This window comes from Bradyrhizobium sp. YR681, from assembly GCF_000282615.1.
GTDB lineage: Bacteria > Pseudomonadota > Alphaproteobacteria > Rhizobiales > Xanthobacteraceae > Bradyrhizobium.
Genome location: NZ_AKIY01000027.1, coordinates 23,184 through 38,900, shown reverse-complemented (window position 1 = coordinate 38,900; position 15,717 = coordinate 23,184). Strand labels below are relative to the sequence as shown.

The 15,717-nt window shown below is 64.4% G+C and carries 17 protein-coding genes and 1 pseudogene; 8 read left to right on the top strand and 10 right to left on the bottom strand.

Annotated elements, in window-relative coordinates; genetic code table 11:
- Positions 1-193 (top strand): hypothetical protein (locus PMI42_RS04540; RefSeq protein ID WP_008130977.1); only part of this gene is annotated, 193 nt, incomplete at its 5' end.
- 323 nt (positions 194-516) lie between these two features.
- On the opposite strand, the gene PMI42_RS04535 is transcribed toward PMI42_RS04540, so the two are convergent.
- From PMI42_RS04535 to PMI42_RS04520, 4 genes and pseudogenes are all read right to left on the bottom strand, one after another.
- Complete coding sequence (locus PMI42_RS04535) at positions 517-1,458, bottom strand: LysM peptidoglycan-binding domain-containing protein (RefSeq protein WP_008130975.1); 942 nt, start codon at positions 1,456-1,458, stop codon at positions 517-519.
- Positions 1,459-1,601: 143 nt separating this feature from the next.
- A complete protein-coding gene (locus PMI42_RS04530; RefSeq protein WP_008130973.1) occupies positions 1,602-1,967 on the bottom strand; it encodes a hypothetical protein in 366 nt (121 codons plus the stop codon).
- Positions 1,964-2,197, bottom strand: a complete 234-nt coding sequence (locus PMI42_RS04525) for a hypothetical protein (protein ID WP_008130971.1) — start codon at positions 2,195-2,197, stop codon at positions 1,964-1,966. Before PMI42_RS04525 ends, PMI42_RS04530 begins: the two co-directional genes overlap by 4 nt.
- Before the next feature lie 74 nt (positions 2,198-2,271).
- A pseudogene (locus PMI42_RS04520) lies at positions 2,272-3,136 on the bottom strand (DUF3313 domain-containing protein).
- 171 nt (positions 3,137-3,307) lie between these two features.
- Here PMI42_RS04520 and PMI42_RS04515 point away from each other — a divergent pair.
- Complete coding sequence (locus tag PMI42_RS04515) at positions 3,308-3,985, top strand: TetR/AcrR family transcriptional regulator (protein WP_008130967.1); 678 nt, start codon at positions 3,308-3,310, stop codon at positions 3,983-3,985.
- 22 nt (positions 3,986-4,007) lie between these two features.
- Here PMI42_RS04515 and PMI42_RS04510 read toward each other — a convergent pair whose 3' ends face one another.
- Positions 4,008-5,012 carry a zinc-binding metallopeptidase family protein gene (locus PMI42_RS04510; RefSeq protein ID WP_008130965.1) on the bottom strand — a complete coding sequence of 335 codons (1,005 nt, stop codon included), beginning with the start codon at positions 5,010-5,012 and terminating at the stop codon, positions 4,008-4,010.
- 362 nt (positions 5,013-5,374) lie between these two features.
- Here PMI42_RS04510 and PMI42_RS04505 point away from each other — a divergent pair, with 362 nt between their 5' ends.
- A complete protein-coding gene (locus tag PMI42_RS04505; protein ID WP_008130962.1) occupies positions 5,375-5,767 on the top strand; it encodes a PRC-barrel domain-containing protein in 393 nt (130 codons plus the stop codon).
- Between the two features lie 156 nt (positions 5,768-5,923).
- Here the strand turns inward: PMI42_RS04505 and PMI42_RS04500 are convergent, their stop codons facing one another.
- Positions 5,924-6,649: a hypothetical protein gene (locus PMI42_RS04500; protein ID WP_008130961.1), complete on the bottom strand. Its 726-nt coding sequence runs from the start codon at positions 6,647-6,649 to the stop codon at positions 5,924-5,926.
- A gap of 291 nt (positions 6,650-6,940) precedes the next feature.
- Between PMI42_RS04500 and PMI42_RS04495 the strand changes: the two genes are divergently transcribed.
- A complete protein-coding gene (locus PMI42_RS04495) occupies positions 6,941-7,864 on the top strand; it encodes an ABC transporter ATP-binding protein (RefSeq protein WP_008130958.1) in 924 nt (307 codons plus the stop codon).
- Positions 7,861-8,622 carry an ABC transporter permease gene (locus PMI42_RS04490; protein WP_008130956.1) on the top strand — a complete coding sequence of 254 codons (762 nt, stop codon included), beginning with the start codon at positions 7,861-7,863 and terminating at the stop codon, positions 8,620-8,622. The genes PMI42_RS04495 and PMI42_RS04490 overlap by 4 nt, the downstream gene beginning before the upstream one ends.
- A gap of 52 nt (positions 8,623-8,674) precedes the next feature.
- On the opposite strand, the gene PMI42_RS37775 is transcribed toward PMI42_RS04490, so the two are convergent.
- Complete coding sequence (locus tag PMI42_RS37775) at positions 8,675-8,998, bottom strand: hypothetical protein (protein ID WP_008130955.1); 324 nt, start codon at positions 8,996-8,998, stop codon at positions 8,675-8,677.
- Positions 8,999-9,275: 277 nt separating this feature from the next.
- Between PMI42_RS37775 and PMI42_RS04480 the strand changes: the two genes are divergently transcribed.
- The 3 genes from PMI42_RS04480 to PMI42_RS04470 all read left to right on the top strand — a co-directional run bounded on the left by PMI42_RS04480 (position 9,276) and on the right by PMI42_RS04470 (position 12,307).
- On the top strand, positions 9,276-10,106 hold the full coding sequence (locus tag PMI42_RS04480; protein WP_085969401.1) for a L,D-transpeptidase: 831 nt from the start codon (positions 9,276-9,278) through the stop codon (positions 10,104-10,106).
- A 224-nt stretch (positions 10,107-10,330) separates the two neighbouring features.
- Positions 10,331-10,585 (top strand): acyl carrier protein, encoded by a 255-nt coding sequence (locus tag PMI42_RS04475; protein WP_008130951.1) that lies wholly within the window; start codon positions 10,331-10,333, stop codon positions 10,583-10,585.
- A 24-nt stretch (positions 10,586-10,609) separates the two neighbouring features.
- Positions 10,610-12,307: a fatty acyl-AMP ligase gene (locus PMI42_RS04470; protein WP_008130949.1), complete on the top strand. Its 1,698-nt coding sequence runs from the start codon at positions 10,610-10,612 to the stop codon at positions 12,305-12,307.
- 3 nt (positions 12,308-12,310) lie between these two features.
- Here the strand turns inward: PMI42_RS04470 and PMI42_RS04465 are convergent, their stop codons facing one another.
- From PMI42_RS04465 to PMI42_RS04455, 3 genes are read right to left on the bottom strand one after another with little or no spacing between them, the layout of a single operon-like run.
- Positions 12,311-13,321, bottom strand: a complete 1,011-nt coding sequence (locus tag PMI42_RS04465) for a hypothetical protein (protein WP_008130947.1) — start codon at positions 13,319-13,321, stop codon at positions 12,311-12,313.
- Positions 13,296-14,678: an MBOAT family O-acyltransferase gene (locus PMI42_RS04460; RefSeq protein ID WP_008130946.1), complete on the bottom strand. Its 1,383-nt coding sequence runs from the start codon at positions 14,676-14,678 to the stop codon at positions 13,296-13,298. Before PMI42_RS04460 ends, PMI42_RS04465 begins: the two co-directional genes overlap by 26 nt.
- A gap of 47 nt (positions 14,679-14,725) precedes the next feature.
- Complete coding sequence (locus tag PMI42_RS04455; protein WP_240535205.1) at positions 14,726-15,685, bottom strand: acyl-CoA desaturase; 960 nt, start codon at positions 15,683-15,685, stop codon at positions 14,726-14,728.
- Positions 15,686-15,717: the final 32 nt, after the last annotated feature.

Below are 15,717 nucleotides of genomic sequence, written 5' to 3'. Positions count from 1 at the left end.
CCCCAGCCGCTATCGGCGGCTGCTCAAGACCGAGCTGACCGAGTGCGAGCGGCAATTCATCGAGAAGCGCCTGGCCGAGGAACGCTCCGCGATCGAGCAGCTCGCCGCCTCCACCTTTCCGCTCGCCTTTGACACTCCAAACCGGGGGATCGAGAACGCATCCGCGCTCATGGCAGCAGGCATCCACGGCTGACTGAAATGTCCGATATCCTCCCGACATTCGAAGTGTTCCTGAAGAGGTGCGGCCGACGGACCTGGCGTTGGCGTGTCTGCACGACGGAAGGACGCCTGGTCATGCACGGGTCCGAAAATGGCCGCGCCGCAGCCAAATACGCGGGTGAAAGGGCATTGTTTCAAATGCTCCTCACCGCCGCCTATCGGCCGGGGAGCCATGCTTCCACCATGGCTCGCTCGACACCTGCATCGAGATGGCTGCCCCGGCATCAGTGAGCGAATGACTGGATCAGGCCGGAGGGCGTCAGACTGCTCCTCCCGGCCTTATCCGCCCGGGACCACTTACCGCCGCGCCGGCGGCGGTGCAGGCGTCGCCATCGCCGCCGCAGGCTCCGGCGGCGTCAGATGGCGCGGGACGATGATGGTCTGGCCCGGCGTCAGCGGCGCGTTCTCCGCCAGCGAATTGCTCTGGGCGAGCGTCCACAGCGGCACGCGATTGGCCGCGGCGATGCTCTCCATGGTATCGCCGCGACGGACCGGGACCCGCACGCCGCTGTCCCACAATTCCACCAGCGTATTCGCAGGGACCAGATAGCGCAGCGGCACGGCATCGCCCTGGGTCTGGGGCGGGATGCGCGGCAGCTGTGTCACCATGTCGACGATCTGGCGATGGATGTCGTCCGACTTCTCGATGTTGATGTGCGAGACGCGGCTGTTCTCCTTGAGGTCGTAGCTCGCATAGTGGCCGCGAAAGCCGGGCACGGCGACGACATCGCCGCCGCCGAGCACGCTGTCGGACAGGAAGATGTTGATGAAGCGCTCGACATTGAGCGGTACGTCGCCGGTCGCATGCGCAGGATCGATGGCGATGACGAGGCTGATCGGGATGTTTTCCTTGGCCGCCATCTCGGAGATCACGACCGAGCACAGCCCGCCCATGGAATGGCCGATCAGCACGATCGGCGCCGGGCTTTCCTTGTAGCTGGCGATGGCGCGATCGCCGATCCACCGGCAGATGGTGAATTCGTAGACGTTGGCCGAGAAGCCGGCCTTCGTCAGCTTCTCCTCGAGACGGTCCATGCCGGTCGAGAAGATCGGCCCCATGGCGCCGCGGAACAGGTAGATTTTTGGCGGCGGCAGAGGCTCGGGGGGCGGAGCGGGAGGTGGCGCGGTGGGCGTCGCCGCCGCGCGCTTGGACTTGACGGGTGAGGCCACGGCCGTGCCGATGCCCAAGGCGAGCAGTGCAACCACTGCCAGCGCGACTAGCCGCCTCAAATCAACCATCAGTCCAGCAGTCCCACCACAGGAGGCAGAGTCCTCCCCCGAGGCGCTTAGTGACCACCGATTGGGTGGTTTTTGGGGCACGGAACCGGGCACGCGACGCCCGTCGGCCGGGGTCCGTATTCCTACCACCCGACAGCCCGGCATCAATTGAACGGAACCCATGGCTGGACTTCGCAGGCGTCGAAGATCACCGAGCTCTGGATGCCCTTGTAGGCGTCATCATCGAAAAAGACCGAATAGGCAGGGTGCTTATCGGACGGACCACCGCCCAGCCTCAGGCAGACGAAATACGACCCCGGCCCGTGGTTGGTAGGACGGACCGCGGTTGTCTCGAGTCTCCCGGTCAGCTTGACCTCGGCGGCGGCCTTCTTGACGCCCTCCTGCACCGCCTTGGCGCTCGGGCTGCGCGGCGGATGATAGACCGGAGGCAGATTCGCGCTTGACGCACACCCCGCCAGCAACAACGCCAGGGCGGCGGACGAAGCCGCCGCGCTCGATACGCGCCTCATCCCTGGGTCAGGAAGAGATAGAGGCAGCCCGCGACCGTGGGCAAGAACGCGACCATGGCGGTCATCCAGAAGCCGGGTTCGAGCATCGAATCCTGGTCGTCCGTCTCGCCGGCCAGACGCCGATCCGCGTTCGTTCGGCTCCACGCCTCGTCGGCCGTGAACAGGGGAACGCTTCTCGCGCTCGCGCGCGCTGTGCTTTGGCGCAGGGTGCGAATTGGTCGTGGGGTCATGTCATCTACTCTGGTCGGCTACGAAAGCTGTTGAAGTCGGACGCGACGAGCAATGCATCCGGATCATTGCCGGATCATTGCGTGAGCGCCGGCTCTGAATTGACCGGGGGCACCGGTGCTGGAGCCGGATCGTTCACCGGACTCTCCTTGGCGCCGGAATCCGTCCAGCCCGGCGGCAGGCCGAGCCCCTGCCCTGCGAAGCCGGTGATGCCGGGAAACCGTCCGAACGCCTCGCAGGCGACATATTTCGGTGCACCGCCGAGGCGCACCGGAATGCTGTCCATCGGAGGCAGCGCAGGGATGCCGCCGAACGGCGATTCTCCGGTGGTCACCAGCTTGGCGAAGTCCGCGCCGAAATCGGCGGCGAGATCGTAGGCATCGCCTTCGTTGGCGACCCGCGCAGAATTCGAAATGGAGTTGGCGTTGCGCGCCCACACCATCGCCGCCTTCTGAAACCCCGCGAAGTCGCGCGCTTCCGCCTCGACCGACAGACCGCCGAGCCCCGACCGGAAGCCTCGGCACCGGCACGGGCACGGCGGGAAGGACAACGGTCTTGGCAATCGACAGGGCTTTCGAAGCGCCGGAGGCGGTCGGGCTGGTCGGTGAGGCATGCGTCACCGTCGCCTGCACCGTGAGGTCGGCGTCGTCTTCGGCGGAGACGATGCGGAAACGCTCGCTCAGGCGCAGACACAGCTCACGGCTGATCGCGTTGGCGACCAGGCGCCGCTCCTTTTCGTTCAAGGGAACGTCGGCGCGCGCGGGAAAGACGGTCGACGCGATCCGGATCGTCTTCGCCGCCAGCACATCCTTCTTGTTCACCCGTATCTGCGATCGCGTGACGAGTCCGTTGGCGTCGGACATCCGGTCGTAGCTTCGAAGCGAGCCGGCGCGTTCAAGCGGCGCGGCCGCGCACCCGCCGAGCGCAAGCGCGACACCCATCAGGGCCGTCCGTGGAAAGCGCATGGTCCCATTCCCGCATCGGCGCATTATTAGAGAGATTACTCTAATAATCACTGTCACGCCTCGCAACACTCGTCAACATAAATAGATGGAACTCTCTAATTTTGATTTTCTCGTGGCGAATCGTCGTGCTAAACGGGGCGAGTGTGAATGGAGATGTCTGGTTTGAGGAAAGTCGACCCCGTCAAGCATGAGCAGAAGCGCGGCGAGATTCTCGGCGCGGCGCTTCGCTGCTTCACCCGGGACGGCTTCCGTGGCGCCAGCACGACGGACATCTGCGCCGAGGCCGGCATCAGTCCCGGCCACCTCTATCACTACTTTCCGAGCAAGGTGGCGATCATCGAGACGTTGATCGACATGGGTCTCGCCCGTACGGCTGCGCGGTTCGAAAAGATTCTCGCCGCCCCCGACGTGGTCGAGGCGCTGCTCGCCGATATCGAGGAAACCAGCCTGCGGTTTCGTCCCGCCCAGGTCCTCAACCTGGATGGCCTCGCCGAGGCCGCCCGCAACCCCGACTTCGCCAAGGTCATCGCGCGCCACACCGAGGCGGTCCGCCGCATGTGGAGTGACTTCCTGCATCAGGCGCAAGAGCAGGGACGGGTGGATCCGGGACTGGACCCCGAGGCAACGGCGAACATCCTGATCGCCATCATCGACGGATCGCGCGCGATGCCGATCCGCAATCCCAAGCTGGATATCGGAAAGAGCGTGGAGCATCTGAGGACAATGCTCGTACGCTTCCTGATTCCACCTGAAGCACAGGACGCTTCAAGCAGGCCGCGGGGTCAACCGACCGGTCGCCCGCTCAAGCTGGTGAGGAAGCGTTAGGCGACCGCATGCCGCTCGCCCCTCAAGCGGCTGCGTCCGACGGCGAAGCCCTCTGCTGCTCGCGGAATGCACTGATCGCCATGTGCACGAGGTGCAGCTTGCCTTTCACCGCCGGCGAAATGTCGAACGGATAGGCATCGCTCATGCCGAGCGACCTGTTGAGCTCGTTGAGGCCGCGGGAGAGCGGGGTCCACAATGCCAGCAGCGCCTCGAAGTCGCTCTCCAGATAGGGGTCCGTCAGGGTCTGCCTCGCGCGCTCGTCCAGTGACAAAGGCAGGCCTGCGAGCGAGTCGAGAGTCGACAGGATGTGGAGAAAATGCGCAAACGTCTCGGCCCAATCCTCCCAGGGATGGGACGTCGCGTATTCACTGATGAAGGCGCTCCGGTCGAACGAACGATCGGTTCGTCCATAGTAGCCGCTGATCGCGGCCTGATAATCCTGCGTCTCGTCGCCGAAGATCAGCTTGAACGGCGCCTGGAATGTCGTGCTGTTGACCAGCAGATCCCAGTAGAAATGTCCGATCTCGTGCCTGAAGTGCCCAAGCAGGGTGCGGTACGGCTCCCGGAACGCGACGCGGCGGGCCTCGCGCTCGACATCGTCGGCCTCCGCGAGATTGAGCGTGATCACGCCCGAAAGATGCCCCGTCAGGATCGGATTGATCTCGTCGGAGAGAATGTCGAAGACCACACGGTCACCGCCGCGGGATACGAGCGGAAGCCGCAGCCGGCGGAGATCGTAGAGAAGACGGCGCTTGGCTTCCTCCACGCGCCGCCAAAGCATGACGTTCCTGGTGCTGCCGAGATGCGGGATGGTGCGCGTGAGACGACAGGAATCGCAATACCAGTCCGCACCCTGGACACACCAGTTGCAACCGATGATCTCCCGGTTACGGCAGGCCTGATTGAGCGCGAGTTTCGTCAGGTCGATGCGCGAAGGATCGAACACCAACTGGGTGCCGCAGTTCGCGCACGCGGTGTGCTCGAACGAGACAGGCTGCCGGCACGACGGACACTGGAATAGCTTCACGTGTTCTGGTCCCAAACAAACGGCACGCCGAAAGACCGGCTTATTATTTCGAAGAACTCTTGCGACCGTCGTTGCTGCCGGCGAGCAAGGCTCGCTGCATCCGGAGTGCCTGCTGCCTTAGCAGGCCGGCCCGCTTCGCGCTCAAACGATTCAATCGGGACCGTGGCTTGGCAGGCGCATTCTCGCCAACGGGGAGCGCTCCCCAGATGCGCTCGGGCTGAACTGACATCGGTCCGGGATGACGTTTCTGAGCCATGATGCATCAACACCAGATTGAACGCCAGGTTCCTCAAGGGCTCGCATGAGGAACCATTGCCGAATTGTCCCGTTGGCACCCCGCTCAATGGTTGAGGAGGACCAAGATGAAAAAGCTCGCTTTGGCATGTGTTGTCGCGGTTGCCGCCGCCACCGCCGCGCACGCGGCAACGACCACCGTGAAGTCGGCCCCGTCGGAAAGCTGGACGGTGACCAACTACTACAAGCAGGCGGTCTACGATCCCAAGGAAAGCAAGATTGGCGACATCGACGACGTGCTCGTCGACAAGTCCGGCAAGATCACCGGCCTCGTCGTCGGCGTCGGGGGCTTTCTCGGCGCCGGTGAAAAAGACGTCATCGTGCCCTTCAGCGCGGTGAAGACCACCAAGAAGAACGACAAATGGTGGCTCACCATCGACGAGACAAAGGACACGCTCAAGGAAGCGCCGGGCTTCAAATACGACAAGGCCAGCACGACCTGGGTGCCTGAGAAGAAGTAAAGCCGTTCACCCACGCCGATACATCGAGGGCTCGCCGCTGCCGCGGCGGGCCCTCGTCACATCCGGCAATCGTGCTTTGACCGCCGACAAGACAACGCCGCCGCCGACAATGAAGTCGACGGCGGCGTGATCGGACCAGCTATTTTGCTGAACGCGTCAGTTCCGCGGCGCCGTCGCCGCCGCGGAGCGCGCCTGCCGCGGGGCGGCGGGTGCGCCGGGCTCGGCGACCGGGGCTGCCGGGGCGCGCGAGCGCATGATGGCGGCGTCGATCTCGGCGATGACGCGGCGCTGGATCGCCTCGTTCTTGTCGATCGAGATATGGCCGACGCCGGTGCCGCGCACGTCGACATTGTCGAGCTTGCCGCGCAGGCCGGCCGCGGCGCGCACGGGCTCGCCCGGGCCATCGCCGATATAGATGTTGATGTAGCGCTCGGCGCCGGTCGACAGCCTGGTCTTGAACACCGAGTCGAGGCCGATCGCGAGCTTCACGGGCACGCCGAGCTGGTTGAGCTTGGCGATCATGTCCGGCAGCGCGGTCGCGCCGGAGGAATGGCCGACCAGGACGATGGTCTTGATGCGGCCGGCCTTGTAGGCGGTCGCGGCTTCGTCGGCGAGCGAGGACCAGGAGACGAAATTGGCGACGGTCACCGGAATGCCCTGCGCCTGGAGGCGGGAGCCGATGGTGTCGAGCCCGAGCGAGAAAATGTTGAGCACGCCGCGCAGCAGGTAGACATGCGTGGTCTGGGCCGCGGCCTGGCTCGGTGCCGCCTTCGCGGTGGTCGGGCTGATGGCAACAGCTGACAGCAGGAGCAGGCAGATCGCCCACACACGGAGGGCGGGCAACTGGCTGGCGCCGGCGGTGTGACGGCCGTTCGGTCTCATCTCGATGTTTTCCCTGGGACAATACGCTTTGCGATTGGCCGGAATCGTAGCCACGGCCTGCTCGCAGACGCAACAAAGAGGCGCGTGAGCGGCAATCTTAGCCACAGGCCGTGACCCTCGCGCAACACTTGCCCGAAACCTGCCACCGAAGCGCCTGTTTTGAGACCATTTTTCTCCCGGCAATTGCGACCGGGCAAGGGCATTCCTATCTCAGGGCTCCGCTGACCAGCCCGTCCGGGCCGGTTCCAGCCTTCCCCTTCCCCCGTCTTCGCCCTCAGCCCTGCGGCCATCATGTCTTCCATCATTTCCGTCGCCAATCTGTCGAAGACCTATGGGTCCGGCTTCAAGGCGCTCAAGAACGTCAATCTCGACATCAAGCAAGGCGAGATCTTTGCGCTACTCGGGCCGAACGGCGCCGGCAAGACCACGCTGATCTCGATCATCTGCGGCATCGCCAATCCGAGCGAAGGCCGCGTCCTCGTCGGCGGCGAGGACATCCAGACCTCCTACCGCAAGGCGCGCTCGCTGATCGGCCTCGTGCCGCAGGAGCTCCACACCGATGCCTTCGAGAGCGTCTGGGCGACCGTGAGCTTCTCCCGCGGCCTGTTCGGCAAGCCGAAGAACCCCGCCCATATCGAGAAGGTGCTGAAAGACCTCTCGCTGTGGGACAAGAAGGACAACAAGATCATCACCCTCTCGGGCGGCATGAAGCGCCGCGTGATGATCGCCAAGGCGCTGTCGCACGAGCCGCAGATCCTGTTCCTGGACGAGCCCACCGCCGGCGTCGACGTCGAGTTGCGCAAGGGCATGTGGGAGGTTGTCCGCACGCTGCAGCAATCCGGCGTCACCATCATCCTGACCACGCACTACATCGAGGAAGCCGAGGAGATGGCCGACCGCATCGGCGTCATCAACAAGGGCGAGATCGTGCTGGTCGAGGACAAGGCGACCTTGATGCAGAAGCTCGGCAGGAAGCGGCTGACGCTGCATCTGCAGGGCAAGGTCACTTCGCTGCCGGAGAGCCTTGCCCACTACGAGCTCGACCTCTGCGACAACGGCGCGACGCTGGTCTACGACTACGACACCAAGGGCGAGCGCACCGGCATCACCAGCCTGCTCAGCGACCTCCGCACCGCCGGCATCCGCTTCAACGATCTCGACACGACCCAATCGTCGCTCGAGGACATCTTCGTCGATCTCGTGAGGACGTCATGAACCACCGCGCCATCCGCGCCATCTACCTGTTCGAAATGGCACGCACCTGGCGCACGCTGCTGCAAAGCATCGTCTCGCCCGTCGTTTCGACCTCGCTCTATTTCGTGGTGTTTGGCGCCGCGATCGGCTCGCGCATCAGCCAGGTCGAGGGAGTCAGCTACGGCACCTTCATCGTGCCGGGCCTGATCATGCTCTCGGTGCTGACCCAGAGCATCGCGAATGCCTCGTTCGGCATCTACTTCCCGAAATTCACCGGCACGATCTACGAGATTCTCTCCGCGCCGATTTCCTACTTCGAGATCGTGCTCGGTTATGTCGGCGCGGCCGCGACCAAGTCGATCATTCTGGGCCTGATCATCCTGGCAACCGCCGGGCTGTTCGTCCCGTTGCATATCCACCATCCGGTCTGGATGCTGACCTTCCTGGTGCTGACGGCGGTGACGTTCAGCCTGTTCGGCTTCATCATCGGCATCTGGGCCGACGGCTTCGAGAAGCTGCAGATGATCCCGATGCTGGTGGTGACGCCGCTGACCTTCCTGGGCGGCAGCTTCTATTCCATCGACATGCTGCCGCCGACCTGGCGTACGGTCGCGCTGCTCAATCCGGTGGTCTATCTGATTTCCGGCTTCCGCTGGAGCTTCTACGAGATCGCCGACGTCAGCGTCGCCGTCAGCATCGGCATGACGACGGCGTTCCTGGTGATCTGCCTGGTCGCGATCTGGTGGATTTTCAGGACGGGATACCGGCTGAAGAATTGACGGCGGTGGGGTAGCCCGGATTGCGCTTCGCTCCATCCGGGCTACGACGATATCACCGATAGCAGTGGAAGCGGTGATAGCCGTCATAATAGCCGCGGCAGCGGTAATGGCGGTGATGGGGAATGCCGAACACACCCTCCACCGCCCCCACGGCCCCGCCGACACCGGCGCCGACCGCGCCACCGACGACGCCGCCCACGGGGCCGGCGATGCGGTTGCCTTCATAAGAGCCTTCCTGCGCGCCACGCACGATGCCTTGGGCATGACCAGCCTGCGGCAAGGCCAACAGAGCAAGAAGGATAGCGGCGACTGCGAACAGCAGGCGGACAGGCAAGCCGACCGACAGGCCGGCAGCGGTAACACGGGCTTTGTTCATCTTCGGTCCTAAGGGGTAAAACGGCGGCGAAGGCCGCCAATCGGAAGGCCATCATCAACGCCGGGGGCGGCCAAATGGTTGCGCCTTTGTGACGAATTGTCGGCGTCGTGAACGCAGCTCCGCTCGCGAAAATGTCAGCACCGCCGCCAGCTACGCGGCACCAAGCGGCCTTGCTTACGCCCGGCATCACGTTAACGATGGGCTTGCAGGCCGCTGGAACGGAAGCCGGATTGCAGGCATATTGCACGCCGGGGGACGGAGAGCCGCGGCGACTTGCATGAACAGGCCGGAGGCCAGGACTCACATGGGTTTCCCTCAAATGCGTTTCCAGATGCGTTCATTTTTTATCGCTTTTGCCTCCCTGATGCTTGTGAGCGCGGGCACCGCGCAGGCCAAGGTCGAGATCACCGTCGACAAGGACAATCAGCAGATGACCGTCGCCGTCGACGGCGTCGCGCGCTACCACTGGCCGGTATCGACTGGCATCCCCTCGCGCGAGACGCCGAACGGCGCGTTCCGCACCTTCCGCATGGAAGAGGATCACTACTCCAAGGAATTCGACGACGCGCCGATGCCGCACGCGATCTTCTTCACCAAGCTCGGACACGCCATCCACGGCACCGACTCGGTCGGCCGCCTGGGTTCGCCCGCCTCGCATGGCTGCGTACGGCTGTCGCGACAGAACGCATCGACGCTCTACGCGCTGGTGCAGCAGCAAGGCGTGCTCAACACCACGGTGACGCTGACCGGCTCGTCGCAGGTCGCGCTCGCCCGCAATCCGCGCGGCCGTGCCCCCGCGGCGGTGGCCCGCGCACCGCAGCCGGCCGAAGAGCAGTACGCCACGTCGAGTGATCCCGTGAATCTCGCGCCGCCGGCGCAGCCCGCCCGCCGCTACATGCCGCAGGACGACAACTACATCTATCCCGCCGACGGCAGCGACACCGGCACGCGCTATCCGGCACCGCGCCCGGTCGGCCGCCCGCTCTATGACGCGCCGGTCTATCAGCAGCAGCCATATTACAATCAGGGTTATGGCCAGCAGGGCACCTACTATCAGCCCCAGACCCGGCAGTACTACCAGCCGCGCGGCTACTACTATCAGAACTGACGCCATCTGAACGCGGCGCTGCCGCGCCAGCGAATCAAAAGCCGCTGGCGCGGCGGGCGATTGCTGCTGTCGACCGCAGAAAGTAGCGCCAGCCTGCGCATGAAATGAGCTGACGGCGACGCAGAAAGGCAACAGTCCCCAACCTTCAACGCCGCGGCGTTTGGGCCAAATTGACAACCCTGGGGTCAATCGTATTGTCTTTCCCATTGTTTCTGGGAAATGACATGACTCGCGAGCAGATTTCGGATTTCTGCGTAGCCGCCCTGGCCAATATCCTGCGCATATCGAAGGATCGGGTCGACACCGGCACAAAATTCAACCGCCTCGGCCTCGATTCGGCGATGCTCGTCTACCTCATGATGGACCTGGAGGAGAAGCTCGACCTCGAATTGTCGACCGACGACTTTTACGACCATCCGACGGTCGAGGCCTTGTCCCGATTTCTCGCCGACAAGCGCGCGATCCGCACCGCCGCCTGAAGGCGGCTGAATCCGGCGCCGCACATGGACAGTTTCCGCTCGCTCGTGGCTGTGCTGGCCCGGCGCGCGGCGGAGCAGGCCGACGACCGCGCCTATGTCTTCGTCTCCGATCGCGGGACCGAAGAAGCCTCCCTCACCTTTCGTCAATTGCACGAGGCCGCAAGCGCACTCGCCGAGCGCCTGATCGACGTCGCGCGGCCCGGCGACCGCGCCATCCTGGTGTTTTCACCCGGCCTCGAATTTCTGGTGGCGTTCTTCGGCTGCCTGATGGCCGGCACCATCGCCGTGCCGATGATGATGCCGCGGCGAAACTCTGCCCGTGATGCCAGCGCCGCGATCCTCGCCAATTGCACGCCAAAGCTGGCGCTCACCACCTCGGCCTTCGCCTTGCGCGGCGATCTGCAAGCACGCTTCGCGCAAGAGAATATCCGGTGGATCGAGGTCGATCTCAGCAGTGACGGCGTGGCATCCGACCTGCCCGAGCCGTCGCCGGACGATATCGCCTTCCTGCAATACACGTCAGGCTCGACGTCGGAGCCCAAGGGCGTGATGGTGAGCCATGCCAATCTGCTCGCCAATCTCGAGATGATCCGGCTCGCGCTCGGCAACAGCAGACGATCGACTTACGTCAACTGGGTGCCGCTCTATCACGACATGGGACTGATCCTGAACGCGCTCCAGACGCTCTATGTCGGGGCTGCTTGCGTACTGATGGCGCCGAACGCATTCATGCAGCGGCCGCTCGGCTGGCTGCGCGCAATCTCGCATTATCGTGCAGAGGTGGCGTGCGGCCCGAATTTCGGCTTCGACCTCTGCGTCAACCGCTATCGCGCCGACCAGATGGAGGGCGTCGATCTCTCCTCGCTCAGGATCGCGCTCAACGGCGCAGAACCGGTGCATGCGGAAACCATCCAGCGTTTCATCGCGACATTTGCGCCGCACGGCTTCGATCCGCGCGCGATGTATCCGGCCTACGGCATGGCGGAGGCGACGCTCCTCATTTCCGGCGGGTCGCGCGGTGGCCATCACGTTACGCGCAAGGTCAGCCGCGCAGCGCTTCAGGCCGATGCTGCGGAGCCACCTTCCAATCCCGACGATACGCAAATCGTGGTGGGCTGCGGGCGCGCCCTCACCGGCGAGCGGATCGCCATCGTCGATCCGGAGCAATGCGCGCGCCTGCCCGCCGATCGCGTCGGCGAGATCTGGGTCAGCGGCGCCAATGTCGCGCGCGCCTATTGGCGCAATGACGAAGCGACGCGTGACGGACTCAATGCGGAGATCGCCGGCGAGGACGGCCCGTGGCTGCGCACCGGCGATCTTGGCTTCCTCGACAGATCAGGAGAACTGTTCGTCACCGGGCGGATCAAGGACCTCATCATCATCCGCGGCATCAACCATTATCCGCAGGACATCGAGCGCACGGTGCAGATGCTGGACGGCGCACTTCGTGAAAACTGCGGCGCGGCGTTCTCGGTGCCGGACCAGAGCGGCGAAGAGACGCTCGTCATCGTGCAGGAGGTCGAGCGCACCGCGCGCCATACGATCGACGCTGAAGAGATCAAGGGCCGGATCCGCGAGGCCATTGCCGACGGCCACGAGCTCTCCGCCCGTCACATCGTCCTGATCCGCCCCGGTGCGCTGCCGAAGACCACCAGCGGCAAGATCCAGCGCAAGCTGGCGCGCAGGCTCTGGCTCGACGGGAGCCTCGAGCAGATCAACTAGGCATCAGAAGCTGATCTCGGCCGCTGCGCCGGCGCGCAGGCTCGCCGCAATACCCTGCTCGATCCTGCGCGCGATGGGCGCGCGATAGTGGATGAGGTCGGCAAAATTGGCGGGATCCCGTGTCAGCGCGTTGTCGACGCGGTAGTCGATCAAATTGCTGTTCGCACGGGCGCCGACGACGGCCCGGTAGACCTCCCGGCAAGCCGCGTGGGCCGCGGCATCGCGACTGCCGGGACCGGGCACGGCCGTATAAAAGGTCGGTGGCATCACCAGCACCAACGATATATCGGGCGGAAGCTTCCCGAGCGCAGCGACGAGCATGCCGGCGTAGGGAAAACTATCGTCGATTTTTCCCGCGAACGGCGCCGCCTTCACGGGCTCCGCGGCAACGGGATGCTTCGCACCGGGCGCCCATAATTCCTCGTAATTCCAGTAACCATCCGCACGGACCGGCTGGCGCGCCCCGCGCGCGATCGCGATGCGCTGGAAGGCGCGATCGAGCGCGGCCCAGGTGAAGAGGTTGCCGAGATAGCGCAGCGTACCACCCTCATAGAGCCAGTACGGAAACGGATCCTTCGGCGGCGGCAACACGGTATTGCTGCACCAGGGCTGATCGACCGAGATGACCAGAGCCCGGATCGTCGGATGGTATCTTGCGAAGAAATCGAGGATCGCGAGATCGCCGCGCGGATCGGCGCCGGGCGCAACGAGCTGAACGAAGCGCAGACCTGTTGCCGCGTCCAGCCTGGCGGGCTCGAGCAATTGACCAGTGGAATTGCCGAGGATCGCGGAATCGAATTGCGGGTCGCGGGCCCGGCTGACATTGGCGGTCCAGGGATTGCGGTCGCCCACACCAACAATGCCGAAGGCACCGAACCGGCCGCTGTCATAGGGATCAACGAGGATCATCAGGATGGCGATCAACGCCGCGCCCAGCGCGAGCGTGCCGAAGCAGGCAGCAAGGCTGCGGCCCCATCCGGGCGAGACGTCAGAACTGGAAATAGACGAACTCATGGATCCCTCGTTCGCCGATCTGAATCAGCAGGGCCAGAATGCCGATTCCGAGCAGGCTCGCCATCACCGCATTCGGACGGCGGGTGAAGAATGCCACGATGTCCTGGCTCGCCGGCAGCAGGAATGCGACCAGCGGCGCCAACACCAGCGGCCACAATTGTCCGCCGCGCTCCAGCGGCGGCGGCGAAAGCAGCCCGGCGAAGACATGCCAGGCCGCCTCCACCGACCCCGCGCGAAAGATCACGCCGGTTACGAGCACGAACAGCACGGTGAGCGCCCAGCCGAGCCATGACGGAAAATGCGGCCCATAGCGGCGCCACAGCGCGCAGGCGACCTGCGCGAGGCCATGCAGCACGCCCCACAGCACAAACGTCCAGCTCGCGCCGTGCCACAGGCCGCACAGCGCCATGGTGATCATCATCGCGCCGAAGAACTGGACCGGCAGGAGGCGCCGCGGCAGCAGGCGGGTGTTGACCAGCGGATAGAAGACGTAGTCGCGCAGGAACAGCATCAGGGTGATGTGCCAGCGCTGCCAGAAATCCTGGATGCTGGTCGAGCGCAGCGGCGCATTGAAATTGTACGGCAGCTGCACGCCGAACAGCAGGCCTAGGCCGATCGCGATGTCGGAATAGCCGGAGAAGTCGAACAGGATCTGGAAGGAGAAGCAGAAGGCGAGCCAGGCATCGCCGCTCGCAAGCGACCCGGTCGCGGCCTGCGCATAGATGGGATCGAGCAGCTGCGCGATGCTGTCGGCGATGACGACCTTCTCGAACAGGCCGATCGCCATGAAGCAGGTCGCGATGCAGAACTGGCGCTGCCAGCCCGGCACATAGACCTGTTGGCCGAACTGATGCATCACCTCCGACCACCGCGCCAGCGGGCCCGCGATGGCCTGCGGGAAGAAGGCGATGTAGAGCGCATAGCGGTCGAGCGCGTAGAGCGGCGCCCGGCCCCGCTTCAGATCGACCAGATACATGATGTGGTGGAAGGTGAAGAAGGAGATGCCGAGCGGCAGCCCAATATCGAGCGCGGGAAGCGCGGTGCCGAGCACGAGGCCGAGATTCACGAGCAGGAAATTGGCGTATTTGAACAGGGCCAGCACCGCGAGATCGAGCACGATCACCAGTGTCAGCACGGCCTTCCACTTCACCCGCCCATAGGCAAAAGACGCGGCCCAGTTGATCGCGATCGAGGCGATCAGGAGCAGGACGAAGGACGGGCTGCCCCAGGCATAGAAGGCAAGCGACAGCGCGACCTGCACGCCGATCCGCAGATGCGGATAGGGATCGGCCAGGCGGTTGATCAGCAGTGCCGCCGGCAGGAAGACCAGGAGAAAGGGGTAGTCGTTGAACAGCATCGGTTCAAAGCCGCACCATCACCGGCGCGCAGGCCGGCGGATGATGCTCAGCCCGTTTCCAGATCGGGCGTCGCATCGCCCGGCTGCCGCGACATGCGCCGCGCGATCTTCTCCTCGCTCGGCACCTTGACGTCCCAGGCGAGCCCGAGCGCTTCCAGCGTCCGGATGAAGATGAAGCCGGGATCGAACTCGAACCAGCGCAGGCCGAAGGCCGCGGAATAGGGAAAGGCATGGTGGTTGTTGTGCCAGCCCTCGCCCCAGCCGAGCCAGGCCATCCATCCGAGATTGCGGCTGTTGTCGTCACGGGTGACGAAAGGCTGCGCGCCAAAAGTGTGCATGACGGAGTTGATGGCGGAAAAGGTCTGCTCGACCACGAACATGCGAACCAGGCCGCCCCACAACAAGCCGCTCAGCGCACCCCACAGGCTCATGCTGACCAGGCCGCCGATCACGGCGGGCAGCAACAGGCCGAGCGCAACCCACGTGTAGTAATAGCTGTTGACCGCAACCAGCCTGCGGTCCGCCATCAGATCCGGCACGTAATGCGCGACGTTGGGATAATCATGCGCGATCATCCAGGTCAGGTGCGCGTGCAGGAAGCCGCGCAGGCGGCCGAGCAAGCCGTCGCCATGCAGCCGCGGCGAATGCAAATCGCCGTCGTGATCGGACAGTTCGTGGTGACGCCGGTGCATCGCCGCCCATGACAGCATGGGACCGCGGCCCGCCATCGATCCCATGATGATCAGGATCGCGCTCATCGTCGTGGACGTCGCGAAGGCGCGATGGGTGAACAGGCGGTGGTAACCGACGGTGAGGCCGAGGCCGGTGATCAGCCAGAAGCCGAAGAACAGGCCGAGCTCCATGGCGCCGATCGGACGATAGAACAGCAAGCCCAACGCAATCAGCGTACCGACGAAGGGCAGGACGTCGAAGACGATGAAATGCCGCCGCTGCATCTTGTGAAAATGCCGGCTGCGAATGATACGGTGATCGCGTCTCTGTTGCACGGTCGGAATTCCGGGGCGGCGTCCATGACTAC

Coding starts and splice junctions, on each gene's coding strand:
- PMI42_RS04490 (WP_008130956.1), top strand. CDS start 7,861: ATGAACCACCGCGCCATCCGCGCCATCTACCTGTTCGAAATGGCACGC.
- PMI42_RS04465 (WP_008130947.1), bottom strand. CDS start 13,321: ATGAGTTCGTCTATTTCCAGTTCTGACGTCTCGCCCGGATGGGGCCGC.
- PMI42_RS04505 (WP_008130962.1), top strand. CDS start 5,375: ATGAAAAAGCTCGCTTTGGCATGTGTTGTCGCGGTTGCCGCCGCCACC.
- PMI42_RS37775 (WP_008130955.1), bottom strand. CDS start 8,998: ATGAACAAAGCCCGTGTTACCGCTGCCGGCCTGTCGGTCGGCTTGCCT.
- PMI42_RS04460 (WP_008130946.1), bottom strand. CDS start 14,678: ATGCTGTTCAACGACTACCCCTTTCTCCTGGTCTTCCTGCCGGCGGCA.
- PMI42_RS04535 (WP_008130975.1), bottom strand. CDS start 1,458: ATGGTTGATTTGAGGCGGCTAGTCGCGCTGGCAGTGGTTGCACTGCTC.
- PMI42_RS04495 (WP_008130958.1), top strand. CDS start 6,941: ATGTCTTCCATCATTTCCGTCGCCAATCTGTCGAAGACCTATGGGTCC.
- PMI42_RS04480 (WP_085969401.1), top strand. CDS start 9,276: ATGAACAGGCCGGAGGCCAGGACTCACATGGGTTTCCCTCAAATGCGT.
- PMI42_RS04525 (WP_008130971.1), bottom strand. CDS start 2,197: ATGACCCCACGACCAATTCGCACCCTGCGCCAAAGCACAGCGCGCGCG.
- PMI42_RS04530 (WP_008130973.1), bottom strand. CDS start 1,967: ATGAGGCGCGTATCGAGCGCGGCGGCTTCGTCCGCCGCCCTGGCGTTG.
- PMI42_RS04475 (WP_008130951.1), top strand. CDS start 10,331: ATGACTCGCGAGCAGATTTCGGATTTCTGCGTAGCCGCCCTGGCCAAT.
- PMI42_RS04470 (WP_008130949.1), top strand. CDS start 10,610: ATGGACAGTTTCCGCTCGCTCGTGGCTGTGCTGGCCCGGCGCGCGGCG.
- PMI42_RS04515 (WP_008130967.1), top strand. CDS start 3,308: ATGGAGATGTCTGGTTTGAGGAAAGTCGACCCCGTCAAGCATGAGCAG.
- PMI42_RS04500 (WP_008130961.1), bottom strand. CDS start 6,649: ATGAGACCGAACGGCCGTCACACCGCCGGCGCCAGCCAGTTGCCCGCC.